Here is a 13,556-nt window from a genome sequence, read left to right as displayed (position 1 = left end):
ATCTCTAATGTGGAATTTTAATTAAACGATTTGCAAATGTAGGGCTTTAACACCCTTTGAGGGGATGGGGTATTATCGCAATACCATCTGCCTGTCAGCATCCAGCCTGATTAAAATAAAAAGCAGTATGGTAAAGGTTAATAAAGATGTACCTCCGTAACTGATAAAAGGAAGCGGAATACCGATTACCGGAGCCAGGCCAATCGTCATGGCAACATTGATACCGATATGAAAAAAGAAAACAGCAGCCACTCCGTATGCATAGCAGCGACTGAAAACGCTGCGCTGCCTTTCGGCGATAGTAATCATCCGGAATAATAAAAAAAGATAAATACCGAGTAAAACGAAACTGCCGATAAAACCAAAACCCTCACCAATGGTATCAAAAATAAAATCAGTACGTTGTTCCGGCACAAATCCATAGCGGGTTTGTGTTCCTTTTAATAGTCCTTTTCCCGCGAGGCCGCCACTACCAATAGCTATTTTCGATTGCTTTACATTATAATCAGCTGTATTGACTGCCTTTTTGCCGGGAGCAACTGTTTCGCCCTTCATATACTCTTCCGGTACGTCGCGACCAATCGTACTATAGATTCTTTCGACCTGGTGTTTGGCCAAAACATTTTTAAAAATGAAGGGGACACCAAACCGTTGTATGCCCACACATATCACCCAAAGCACTACGATTTTGATCAGCACAGATTTATCTTTTTTCACCTGCCTGCGCATCAGGTAAACCATTAATAAGGCAATACCGGTGAGAATAAGAGCCAGCGTATTTTTTTCCAGCAACAGGGTAGCAACTACCAAAGCAGCTACTGCAAATCCAATGACAAGAACCGCAGAAGGAAGACCTTCACGATACATAACCAAAAAAAACGCAAAAAACACAAGGGCAAGACCCGTTTCTTTTTGCATGATCGTCAATAAAGCCGGCACAAGCGCAATAGCCGCAGCAATTAATTGTGATCTTGTCTTGCTGAAATCTGTTTCGGGCCTTGATAAATATTTGGCCAACGCCAGGGCTACACAAATCTTACAAAATTCCGCGGGCTGAAACTGAAAGCCGCCAAAGCGAATGATCGATTCCGTTCCCTTCACTTTCGAGTGAAATGGAAATACCAATAGCAATAACAATATACCTGCCGCGTACCACAGGTTAGCTGTAGCAGGAAAGAATTTACTGTCGGTAAGCAAAATAAAAAGACCAAGGACCATTGCAACACCAAAAAAATACAGTTGCTTACTGTAGTCAGTTTTATAGCCAATAAAACTTTGAAATATGGGATCGCCTTCCTTGTAGGTGGCGCCGAATATCGCCATGATGCCAATACTCACCAGCAACAGGTATATCCAGACAATACTCCAATCGATTCCTTTTGATATAGCGGGATTATTCTGCCTCATGAAGTGATGAAGAAATAGGATCTTGGTTTATACAATAATTTTTCATTGGGCAAGATAGCAACAACCGGATCAGCACCGGTCTCTTTCGAGGGTACTTCCTTATTTTGGGCGGGCCGCTTATTCAAATTGAGCTTTACATATTTTTTGATATAGGAACTGTCTTTTGTCATCTGGAACCATTTGCGGGCACGGATAGAGTCTTCTTTGTATTGCAGGCGTTTTAAATGCTTCGGCATTTTGTTCGTAGCAGACACCCGTTCATAATCTGCTTTGCTCTCTTTGGTTAGTGTATCATTTAAATATTTCTCGATCATGACCCTTGCAATAGGTCCGCCCCAGGTACCACCATACCCTGCATTTTCAACTACGACTGCTATAGCAATTTTTGGATCTTCCTTGGGGGCAAAGGCCACAAACATGGCGTTGTCTTCCAATTTTATCCGCTGGCCATCGAGTATAGCATATTTTTCAGCTGTGCCTGTTTTGGCACAAATATTTATACCGGGTATCCTCACACTCCTGGCTGTACCCTGGGTGACCACCGCTTCCATTCCATCCATCACTGCATTAAAAGCGTCATCAGAGATATGGGTCAACACTTCATGTTTGACCCTGTACTTGTTCATCAATGCCGTGTCTGCTTCTGTTTCGCCATCTATTTTTCTTACAAAATGCGGCGTATAATAATATCCCCTGTTTGCAATGATGCACATGGCGTTTGCTAACTGTAGCGGAGTAACTCCCATTTTATCCTGACCAATGCCTAACGTAAGATTGGTACATGAACTCCAGCTTCCCCTATACTCTTTATTATAAACTGAGGTATCCGGTATAAAACCCCTATCCTCGCTGGGAAGGTCAACGCCTAATTTTGTGCCCAGTCCAAACGCATTCATGTAGTCTTTCCATTTCATATAGCCATCTCTTACATTGCCATACTTAGGATTATCCGCTGCCATCCTGTATAAATGGGTGAAATATGAGTTGCAGGAATAAGCGATCGCTGAACGCAAATTGGCAGAATGGCCACCGCCAGAGTGCAGGCAAGCAGGCTTACCACTACCACAGGCAGTATATCTGCCAAAACAAGGATAACCAAAGGATGGTGTTATTAAACCCTCATCCAAAGCCACCAATGCGCCAAGCGGTTTAAAGGTAGAACCGGGCTCGTAACGACCCTGTATGGCCCTGTTCAATAAGGGGCCTGCTACATCCAACACCAGGCGGGAGTAATTTTTGTTTTTATCGGGACCTGTTAAATCGTTTGGATTGAAAATGGGACCAGAAGCCATCGCTAATATGCCGCCTGTCTTAGGCTCGATGGCCACTACTGCGCCTACTTTATCTGTCATCATTCTTTCCGCTATTTCCTGCAGTTCAATATCGAGGTAGGTTCGTAATCCCCGGCCGGCAATAGCAGCTGTATCAAAAATGCCATTTTCATAACTTCCCACCAGGCGGTTGTGATTGTCTTTTATCAAATGCTGAACACCCCGCTGACCCATCAATACTTTTTCATAAGTGGCTTCCAATCCATTTTTACCCATGTAATCACCCATTCGATAAAAATCACCGGACCGTTCGATATCATTAGCTGAAACTTCGTTAATATAACCCAGCATTTGCGCGGCGACATTATAAGGATATACCCGTATCGGTCGCTCTACCAATGCAAAACCCGGAAAGCGCCAACTGTTTTCTTCAAATCTTGCCTGCATTTGCGGTGTAAGCAAAGCCTGGAACACGGAAGGGCGAACGGCTTTATTTTTAAAAACAGCATCCCGTATTCTACGGTTAAATTCCGCTGTATCGATCGCCATCAGGCGGCAAAAAGAAGTAGTGTCAAAATTCTTTACCTCAGCCGGTGTAACCATCAGGTCAAACATGATAGCGTTATTCAGAATAGCTTTTCCTTTCCTGTCATAAATGATCCCCCGTTCGGGATAAACGATTTTTGGAAAAACAGCATTATCCATCGCCAGCTTGCTGTACTTACCGGACATTACCTGGAGATTGAATAATTGCGCTATTATGATGAGAAAAGCCAGCAGGAATATTAAGCGAATGATACGGCTTCTTGATTGGTTAAACACAGACATGGTGTACGTACAAATATAAACGGGAGAGAAAAATACAGTACAAAGTACGAACTACAAACGCCTGTTTCCAAATGTTTGCAGTATAATATTTTCTTTTAAGAAAAGCTGGCGGGTAAATTTTCACTTTTTTAACATTGTGAAGGAAATTTGCTTTCACCACAATGTTTTTATCGGAGCTTAAATGCAAATATCCGGGAAAATTTTCCGGGAAATTTTGACCACTTCAAAGTCGACAACGCTCACAAAATTTAAACTATGCCGTATTGGTACGGAACTTCATTCTTCTTGGGAAAAGCAATTCTGTTGTAAGGATGAGCAACATGCTGATCGCGGTAGTAGCAACTACTTTGATCAGGAAATGCAAAAAAGATCCAAAAGATAACCACTCTAATAAGGTCAGGTATCCATGATGAAATATGGTTAATACCAAAGCATACACGAGGTAAGGTGTCCAACCCATAGCTCTTGGTGAGGGCTCACGATAATTAAACTCAGTTGGGTCTTTTGGCGTAAGAATATTGATGACAAAGGGACGGCAATAAGCTACTAAAACACAAGCGGCGGCATGAAGACCCGGCGTCATAGTGAAAAAGTCCAGTGCCATACCAGTCATAAAGCCGACAGCCAGCAGTCCAATTCTTGAAATGCTAAACGGCAACCATAACAGGAAGAGAAAATAGATGTAGGGCACAATAAACTGGTGAAGATGCGGAACTTTATTCAGCACATACACCTGTACCAATATAAAGATGGCAAAGCGGATGATATTGCGCAAAAGATCACTCACCGGTTTGTTCGTTTAGGGTCTTCAATTTTTTTCTTTGTTTCAGCATTCAACTGTGTTTGTTCTGCCTCCTGGATATTTTCTACCACCATTACCTGTTGCAGGTTTTGAAAATTAGCGGCGGTTTTTATCTTTAATACATAAAAATTGGTAGAAGGATCAGGAATGATTTCCGCGACTGTTCCTACCATATGACCCGGAGGAAAGCTCAGGGAATAATTACCAGTCAGGATCGTGTCACCTTTTACCAATGAATCACTTTTGGGAATACTACTTAAAGTCAGGTAACGGGGATCTTTTCCATCCCAGGATAATGTGCCCGAACTGTTGGTTTTTTTTACCAGCACATTCACCTTATTCTGTACATGCAGCAAACTCATCACCTGGCTAAAGTTTGGGCTAACGTTTACTACCTGTCCTACCAGGCCACCATCCGAACTAAATACACCCATATTATCCCTGATACCCTGATTATAACCACGATTGATCTGTAAGTAGTTTTTTTCACCATTTACTGTATTGTACATTACCTGTGCGTCCCTCCATGCATAATGACGAAAGTTGCCCAGTGTATCATAAGGAATAGTATCCTTTGTTATAGTAGCAGAAGTATCGAGCTTACTGAAATTACCGGGCAGGAGATTCATCAGCGAGTCGTTCATTTTTAACAATCGCCTGTTCTCTTCTTTCATTTTAAAAAAATCTTCCAGCGTATTGTAACGGGAATTGAACCAGCCGGTGGCTTCATTGGCGACACCTAAACCTTTAGCCTTGTGAAAGCGGTTATAAGTAAACAAAAACCATAAGGCTATTCCCTGCAGAACAAGGAAGACGAACAAGGTAAAAAAGCGTCGAATGAAAAGAAATATATTACGCATAAGCCCATCCTAAATCCTTCCCGAAGGGAAGGACTTTTGAAGGTCGTTTATAAAATAAAAAGTCATTTTTACTGAATGATGTTAAGCCTTCCCCTTTGGAGAAGGTTTGGATGGGGCTTTATCTCATTACAAATGGATACCTGTCGTAGTGCTTTAAAGCAATACCCGTACCACGAACCACACTTTTCAGCGGATCGTCGGCTACATGCACCGGAAGTTTTATTTTTTGGCTTAATCTTTTGTCAAGACCTCTTAACAAAGCACCTCCACCTGTCAGATACAGGCCGCGGCGGTAGATATCGCCGGCCAATTCGGGAGGTGTTTGTTCCAATGCTTTTAAGATTGCTTCTTCTATTTTAAAGATACTTTTATCCAAAGCTTCGGCTATTTCCTGGTAGCTAACCATAATTTGCTTGGGAATACCTGTAACCAGGTCACGTCCATTTACAGGAATATCATCCGGCGGATTATCGAGGTCTTTCATCGCCGAGCCTACCTGTATTTTGATCTGCTCTGCTGTACGTTCACCAATTAACAAGCTATGATAACGGCGAAGAGCCTCCATAATATCTGCAGTAAATTCATCACCGGCAATGCGGATTGACTGATCACAAACGATACCGGCCAAAGCAATAACGGTAATACCGGTAGTACCACCTCCGATGTCAATGATCATGTTACCCACCGGCTCTTCTACATCGATGCCAATACCAAGGGCCGCAGCCATCGGTTCGTGTAAGAGATAAACCTCTTTGGCTCCGGCTTGCTCAGCACTATCTCTTACCGCACGTTTTTCAACTTCAGTGATGGAAGAGGGAATACATATCATCATTCTCCAACTGGGGGGAAATAATGGCTTTTTGGGATAAACGAGTTTTATCAGTTCCCTGATCATCAACTCTGCTGCATTAAAATCAGCAATTACACCATCCTTCAATGGACGTACCGTTCGGATGCTTTCATGGGTTTTTTCATGCATCATCAAGGCCCTTTTGCCTACCGCCAATACATCCTTGGGATTATTTCTGTTTAAGGCTACAATGCTCGGCTCATTCACTACCACTTCATCATTATGTATAATAAGGGTATTAGCAGTACCCAGGTCCATTGCTATTTCTTGTGTAAACCAGTTGAAAAGTCCCATTCTATATTATTGGATTAAATGTGTGCAAAGTTGTAGGAATAATTCGAATTATCAAAGCGAAGCCTTTACAGGCACGATTTCCCCGGCGAACACAAAATTAAGTGACGGTATTCATTTGCACAGTATAATCTGTCGGCAGTGGCTTTTCAAAAATTCTTACTGATAATTAACGGGTTTTATCCGATTCTATTATAGCGGGCTTTACTTTTTATTGCATCAATTTTACGCCGGCATTGCAGGTATACTTACGCTAACCACCTGATTTCTTCAATTTTGGCATAAAAATCGCATCTCCCTTTTTGAGGCATCATTTTTAATTTCTTCCACTAAAATCAATGTATGAGAAAAATCGGGTTCTTATTATTCGCAGTATTTTTTACAGTAGCAGTCCAGGCACAAAGTCGCAGCGCAAACAGTACTTCTTATAAAACGGCGTTGGGTGTGAAAGTGTGGGACGGTGGCGGTATCTCTTTAAAACATTTTTTTAATTCACAAAATGCAGGTGAGTTGATTGGTTATTTCTGGCGTCACGGTTTCCGCCTGACGGGTTTATATGAAATTCATGGTCCTATTTCGGGGGCACCAGGATTAAAGTGGTATATCGGACCAGGCTTACACGTAGGGGCGTACAGTGACCATCATTGGCATCATCATGACGATCACTGGCATGACGGACACGCCAGTGTGGGTATTGACGGTGTATTGGGTCTTGATTACAAGTTCAACCGGGCACCAATCAATATTTCATTAGACTGGCAGCCATCATTTGAATTTGCCGATGGCCATGGCTTCAATGGTAGTTGGGGAGGCTTAGGAATCCGCTACACTTTCTAATATATATCGTCAATTTATCAGCAACAAGAAAAGGCGGAGAGCTCCGGCAATCGCCTTTTTTTGTTTAATAATGTGTTGAAAAAATTACACAGCTACAAATCCTAATCTCTTTTCGACGGCGGGAGGCAATGCGGGCAATTTCCTTCTTTCAATCAAAAAACTATTGAGCTGGGCTATTTCACGATATATATAATGCTTATCAGCCGCCGCCTTTAAATAATCTTTACCGGTGCTGCCACCAGTACCAATACGTGTACCAATCATCCGGTGTACCATATTCATATGGCGATAACGCCAGGAGCTGAGTTGTTCATCTATCTCCAGTAAACTATTGAGCAATTGAAAAGGCAGTTGAAGCATGGGATAACCCCGATACAGCATAATAAAAAGTGCAGCCCGACTCGCCTCTGTCGAAAGGGACCGTTCACTGCCTGGTTTGACTTGCTGATCTTTGCCCGAAAGAAAAATTTCATCAAAATATTGGAGATTATTTTTCTCTACTTCTGCCAGGCTATTTTGATATTGACGCCTGTATTGCGCCCAAAAAGGATGAACATTTTCTGTCGCCGCATTTTCATCTACCAAAAAATTACTCCAGTTTTCTTTTTCATTAAAAAAAGGCATTCGCTCCAGCCAGCCATTTAACAACTGTAGAAGCGATACGTCAGCTTCTGCTTTTTTAATTAATTGCACATGCTCGGGCCTCAACTGGGCTGTATAGTATTCTTTGCCGTGACGGTGTTCAAACTTAAGTCCCAGCTTTGCCTCCAGTTCTTTGAATTGCCAGCTTTGAAAACCCGAGGCCGGTCTGAGCATATCCCGAAAATCAAGAAAATCCATCGGTGTCATGGTTTCCATGATATCAATCTGGTGAACCAATACCCGTAAAATGGTAACGCATCGATTGAGGCGATGCACAATAGTTTGCAGTTCCGGTGAATTGTCATTCAGCGAGGGCTTTGAAAAAATTGCCACAATGGAATCTACCTCGTGGTGCAGTTGTTTAAACCAAAGTTCATAGGCCTGGTGGATAACGATAAACAACATTTCATCATGCGCATGCAGCTGTTGTTTGTCGCTTTCAAAAAACTGCGCATTCAAAATTTTGTCCAGCTGTAAATAATCGTGGTAATGAACCTCAGATGGCATAGCACGGTTTTAATGTAAGAAATTTCAAAGCTGGCTTGCTTTATTCTTCCTCTTTATTCGCAGGCGGAATAAATTCATACCCGATATCACTGCGATAATATTGACCTTCAAACTTTATATATTCCATCATGTCCAGCGAAGTATTGACAGCTTCTTCAATAGACGATCCGTAGGAAGTAACACAAAAAACCCTTCCGCCATTACTTAAGATTTTTCCATCCTGTTCTTTGGTCCCCGCATGAAAAATCATGGATTGTTTCCCATAGTTGTCACCGAGCCCTGTTATTTCAAACCCTTTTTCAAAAGGACCGGGATAACCTTTGCTTACTGCCATCACAGTTGCCGCGGCCCGTTTGTCAGCCTGGATATTGACGAGGTGTAACTCTTTATTCGATGCTGCCACGCAAAGCCCCACCAGATCATTTTCCAGTCTTGGCATTACCACTTCCGTTTCCGGATCACCCATCCGGCAATTATACTCTATTACATAAGGTTCGCCATTAACATTGATCAAACCGAAAAAGATAAAACCAGTGTATTCGATACTTTCCTGGTTCAATCCATTCACCGTAGGTTTAATGATCTTCTCCTCCACTTTATGCATAAAGCCGGGGGTAGCAAATGGCACCGGGCTTACTGCGCCCATGCCACCCGTCATTAAACCCTTGTCTCCTTCTCCAATACGCTTATAGTCCTTTGCCTCGGGTAAGATCAAATAGTTCTTACCATCGGTCAAAACAAAAACACTGAGTTCAATACCTGTCAAAAATTCTTCGACCACCACTTTCTTACTCGCTTCTCCAAATTTGGAACGCTGTATCATCAACTCAAACTCAGCTACAGCTTCGATATGAGTTTGACAAATAACAACACCTTTACCGGCAGCTAACCCATCGGCCTTGAGTACAACCGGCATTGGGTGTTGCTCCAGGTATTTTATTCCCTCTTCATAATTATCCAGCGTAAACTCTTTGTAAGCGGCGGTAGGAATATTATGTCGCTGCATAAAGGCTTTTGCAAATGCTTTACTTCCTTCCAGCTGTGCACCCTTTTTTGAAGGGCCAATGAAATGAATGTCCTTCAACTCTTCATTTGATTTGAAATAATCATACAATCCATTGACCAACGGCTCTTCGGGGCCTACTATTATGATCTCGATTTTTTCGTCCAGGCAGAATTTGGCGATAGTATCAAAATCGTTAAGATCAAGATCAACGTTCACGCCAAACTTGGCCGTGCCGGGATTACCCGGTGCTATAAAAAGAGGATTGGTCCAGACACTTTGGCTCAATTTCCAGGCCAGAGCATTTTCCCTACCCCCGGAGCCTAGTAATAAGATACGCATACAAAAGAATGGTTTTCCAGTTTACAAGTTTACAGTTCACGAGTTCTATAAGCAGCGCTTGTTCATTTATTGAACTTGTAAACTTCTGAACGAATGAACTTATTTGGATTTGCGAATATCGTGACTTTGATAAAGATACCCTCAAAAATTTGCGGGTGATCATTTTTCTGTATTTTGGCCGCTATTAGGTTAAGTTTTCTGCTTATATAACAAAAAAGCCATTCTATGAGTCAACCTGTACAAACGGGTAAACACCCCAGAGGTCTCTATGTTCTTTTTGCGACCGAAATGTGGGAGCGATTTAATTTTTATGGAATGCGGGCCATCCTGGTATTGTTTATGACAAAGGCCCTTCTCTTTAATGACGTATTCGCCTCTAACCTTTATGGCAGCTATATTGGATTGATCTATCTGACTCCCCTGATCGGTGGTTATGTAGCCGATCGTTATTGGGGAAACAAGCGATCCATCTTTGCGGGGGGTATCATCATGATGATCGGGGAACTATTTCTTTTCTCCTGTGGCACATTTTATAATTCAAATTCTTCTTTATCGACTTTCCTGTTCTTTGGCGGATTGGGATTAATGATAGCAGGTAATGGTTTTTTCAAACCGAATATATCTTCGCTGGTTGGTCAATTATATCCTGCCGGCGATACACGCAAAGATGCGGCCTATACCATATTCTATATGGGCATCAATGTGGGTGGAGCTTTGGGGCCACTGGCCTGCGGGCTTGTTGGCGACACAGGAAACCCCGCCGATTTCAAATGGGCCTTCCTGGTGGGAGCGGGTGCCATGCTGCTGAGCTTGTTGGTTCAAAAATTATATCATGATAAATACGTTCATGATCCTGAGGGAAAGATCCTGGGCCAAACACCCTTGTATGGAATCGATGAGGTTTCAGGAAAAAGTTCTGTTCAAAGCGGCAAAGCCCCATCACGAAAATGGCTTGATCCGGTTTATATGATCATTGGTTTACTCATTTTCTCCGGTATCATGATCAGCGCAATGTACCTGGATGCATATTATAGCTATCTTTCTTACCTGCTTGCAGGTGCATCCTTATTCATTGCAATCTTTATTCTTTCTGATAAGACCCTAACCAAAGATGATAAGCAACGGATCTGGGTCATATTTATCGTTTGTTTCTTTGTTATCTTTTTCTGGGCAGCTTATGAGCAAACGGGTGCATCCCTGGTTTTTTTTGCAGACCGGCAGACAGATTTGACGATCGGCTCCTATACCATGCCTGCTTCTTATTTTCAATCCTTCAATTCCATATTCATTATTTTATTCGCACTTCCATTGGCCTGGATATGGGTAAAAATGGGCAGGAAACAACCTTCCACGCCTACCAAAATGGCCATGGGACTTGCAGGTCTCGCATTGGGCTATTGGTGGATTGCCAGGGGAGTACAGAATGTTGATCCCTCAGAAAAAGTAAGCATGATCTGGCTAACGGGTATGTATGCATTACATACGTTGGGAGAACTTTGCCTCTCACCGATCGGACTGTCATTGGTAAACAAACTTTCGCCATTGAAATTCGCTTCGCTATTAATGGCTGTCTGGTTTCTGGCTACTGCCGCAGGCAATAAACTTGCAGGGGTAATGAGTGCTTTATATCCTGAGGGGGGAAAGACCACCGCATTCCTGGGTTACAAAATGGATAATCTTTACGATTTCTTTATGCTTTTTGTTTTTATGTCTGGCTTTGCCGCTATTGTTCTGTTCCTGCTGTCAAAAAAGCTTCAAAAAATGATGCATGGAATAACATAAACCATTTATCTCTGAAAACTGAAATAAATAAAATATCAGCCTTTTACTATTTATAGTTCCTGGTTTATCCCCGTTAAAAACATTTTGCACATGTGGAAGAAACATCCCAAAGCTCTGCCCTTTCTTTTCTTTTCTGAAATGTGGGAACGTTTCGGTTATTACCTGATGATCGGCATATTTACGCTTTACCTGAAAGATGTAAAAGCCGGTTATGGTATGACAGAAGCCGAATCAGCTGACTTGTATGGAACTTTTATCGCCCTTGTGTTTTTAACTCCTTTCCTGGGTGGGTTGCTGGCTGATCGTTACCTGGGTTACAGCAAGTCGATTATCATGGGCGGACTAATGATGGGATTGGGTTATTGCCTCATGTCCATACACAATCTTGTCATCCTCTATATTTCCATGACGCTGGTGATCGTAGGCAACGGATTTTTTAAGCCTAATATATCTACGCTGTTGGGCAATGTTTATTCCACTCCAACTCACAAGGCTCAGAAAGATGAAGGTTATAATATTTTTTACATGGGCATCAACACTGGCGCCTTTATCTGCAATTTCATCAGCGCCGTGTTGTATATCAAATATGGATGGGGTTCTGCTTTCCTGGCGGCAGGTGTTGGTATGTTTATAGGCGTCGGTGTCTATATCGCCGGCTTAAAACATTACCGAATTTATGATGTAAAAAAAGGGATGCGGGAAGGCGATATGCCCTTTGGCCGCATAGTGTTACTCATATTAGTTCCGTCTATTCTTGCCGGCGTGATTGGCTGGCTGATTCCGGGTTCGCTTTTTGGCTCTGATTCAACAGATGCCTTCATTTTCGCCTGCATTCCCGTTGTTTACTTTTATACCTCTATTTACCTAAAAGCAGATAAAGATGAAAAAAGACCGATCGCTGCATTGCTGGCCATCTTTGCGGTGGTGATTATGTTCTGGGCCGTGTTCAAACAAAATGGCTCTGCGCTTAATACCTGGGCCGACCGCTATACCAATCGGGAAGTAACTGGTACTGCACAAAAAGTTTTTGATAACCTCATATTGGCACAATCTGTTTCTTATCACAAAGATTCAGTACCGGTTTATGATGAACAATTCAGGTTGCAAAAAGTGGAAGGCAAAGTGATAAAAGAAGTCAACTACCCGGCTTACTTCAAAAACATACCGAAAGAACAGCTTCCCCGCGAAGGAGAAAAAGTAAGTCTTTGGGCAACTAATCTCAGTCAGTCCATCAACCCCGGCTGGGTTATTTTACTGACACCCCTGATAATTGCCTTTTTTGCCTGGCTGCGGAGAAAGGGAAAAGAACCATCTACTGCTACCAAAATTGCTTTTGGCCTATTGATCTCGGCGCTATCGGCATTGGTGATGGTCGGGGCCGTGTATGCCAGCTCCAATGGGGAAACTAAAGCCAGTGTATTATGGCTGATCATCAGCTATGGAGTCATTACTATCGGGGAGTTGTTATTAAGTCCAATGGGCCTTTCCATCGTTTCCAAATTAAGCCCTTTAAGGATCAGCTCATTGATGATGGGTGGTTGGTTTGTATCTACTTCAATCGGTAATAAACTCTCAGGTGTGCTGGCAACGATGTGGGATAACTATGATCATAAAAGCAGTTATTTCCTGCTGAACTTCCTGCTGCTACTGGCTGCGGCTGTCGCCTGTTTCCTGATGCTTCGCTGGCTAAACAGGATAATGAAGGAAAAAGGGGTGGGCTAGAACGGGTAACCAGCTGCGAACTTGTTAGAATATCAATTCTGAAAATAGTTGATAAGGAACGAAAACAAAAGAGTCCCGATGATCGGGACCCTTCTCCGCTAAGCAGTTAGTGTGGCGGATACAAAACCAACTAATTAAGACATCAGTTAAAAGCAGTCAACGTGAAATTAAAATAATCAGGGTACTACGCTAAAAAGACAAGGGAAGGTTTTGTTCTGCTGCACAAACCCGCAATTTTTTTTAAAAAAAATTAAAAGCGGGGTGCTCCTCAATCGGAACGCCCCGCCTGTCTTCGTCATTCTCCAGAAATGGTCCTTAAAAATTGGCTGAAACCATTGAAAACACTGGATTTTGATTTTTGCGATGGGTGTCCCTGCTGTATTTTAGAGGATGTTTGTACGGAAGAAGCCAA

At 42.5% G+C, this 13,556-nt stretch carries 10 protein-coding genes; 3 read left to right on the top strand and 7 right to left on the bottom strand.

What is annotated here, in order from left to right; all coding sequences use genetic code 11:
• Nucleotides 1–72 precede the first annotated feature (72 nt).
• From rodA to P2W73_RS25590, 5 genes are all read right to left on the bottom strand, one after another.
• Nucleotides 73–1,407 carry a rod shape-determining protein RodA gene (rodA, locus tag P2W73_RS25610; RefSeq protein ID WP_276504956.1) on the bottom strand — a complete coding sequence of 445 codons (1,335 nt, stop codon included), beginning with the start codon at nucleotides 1,405–1,407 and terminating at the stop codon, nucleotides 73–75.
• A complete protein-coding gene (gene mrdA, locus P2W73_RS25605) occupies nucleotides 1,404–3,506 on the bottom strand; it encodes a penicillin-binding protein 2 (RefSeq protein WP_276504955.1) in 2,103 nt (700 codons plus the stop codon). The genes rodA and mrdA overlap by 4 nt, the downstream gene beginning before the upstream one ends.
• 253 nt (nucleotides 3,507–3,759) lie before the next feature.
• On the bottom strand, nucleotides 3,760–4,293 hold the full coding sequence (locus P2W73_RS25600; RefSeq protein ID WP_276504954.1) for a rod shape-determining protein MreD: 534 nt from the start codon (nucleotides 4,291–4,293) through the stop codon (nucleotides 3,760–3,762).
• On the bottom strand, nucleotides 4,290–5,168 hold the full coding sequence (gene mreC / locus P2W73_RS25595) for a rod shape-determining protein MreC (protein WP_276504953.1): 879 nt from the start codon (nucleotides 5,166–5,168) through the stop codon (nucleotides 4,290–4,292). The genes P2W73_RS25600 and mreC overlap by 4 nt, the downstream gene beginning before the upstream one ends.
• Nucleotides 5,169–5,286: 118 nt before the next feature.
• A complete protein-coding gene (locus P2W73_RS25590; RefSeq protein ID WP_276504952.1) occupies nucleotides 5,287–6,312 on the bottom strand; it encodes a rod shape-determining protein in 1,026 nt (341 codons plus the stop codon).
• Between the two features lie 339 nt (nucleotides 6,313–6,651).
• Between P2W73_RS25590 and P2W73_RS25585 the strand changes: the two genes are divergently transcribed.
• Nucleotides 6,652–7,146 (top strand): hypothetical protein, encoded by a 495-nt coding sequence (locus tag P2W73_RS25585; RefSeq protein WP_276504951.1) that lies wholly within the window; start codon nucleotides 6,652–6,654, stop codon nucleotides 7,144–7,146.
• 84 nt (nucleotides 7,147–7,230) lie between these two features.
• On the opposite strand, the gene P2W73_RS25580 is transcribed toward P2W73_RS25585, so the two are convergent.
• Together P2W73_RS25580 and purD are read right to left on the bottom strand one after the other, a co-directional pair.
• Nucleotides 7,231–8,295 (bottom strand): tryptophan 2,3-dioxygenase, encoded by a 1,065-nt coding sequence (locus tag P2W73_RS25580; protein ID WP_276504950.1) that lies wholly within the window; start codon nucleotides 8,293–8,295, stop codon nucleotides 7,231–7,233.
• Between the two features lie 40 nt (nucleotides 8,296–8,335).
• Nucleotides 8,336–9,640: a phosphoribosylamine--glycine ligase gene (purD, locus tag P2W73_RS25575; protein ID WP_276504949.1), complete on the bottom strand. Its 1,305-nt coding sequence runs from the start codon at nucleotides 9,638–9,640 to the stop codon at nucleotides 8,336–8,338.
• Nucleotides 9,641–9,865: 225 nt separating this feature from the next.
• On the opposite strand from purD, the gene P2W73_RS25570 reads away from it, so the two are divergent.
• Entirely contained in the window at nucleotides 9,866–11,422 is a 1,557-nt protein-coding gene (locus tag P2W73_RS25570) for a peptide MFS transporter (RefSeq protein WP_276504948.1), read from the top strand.
• Between the two features lie 90 nt (nucleotides 11,423–11,512).
• Nucleotides 11,513–13,144, top strand: a complete 1,632-nt coding sequence (locus P2W73_RS25565) for a peptide MFS transporter (RefSeq protein WP_276504947.1) — start codon at nucleotides 11,513–11,515, stop codon at nucleotides 13,142–13,144.
• Nucleotides 13,145–13,556 lie beyond the last annotated feature (412 nt).

This window comes from Terrimonas pollutisoli, from assembly GCF_029360765.1.
GTDB lineage: Bacteria > Bacteroidota > Bacteroidia > Chitinophagales > Chitinophagaceae > Terrimonas_B > Terrimonas_B pollutisoli.
Note: the sequence above shows the minus strand (reverse complement) of the source record. Positions and strands in the feature narration are given on the sequence as shown.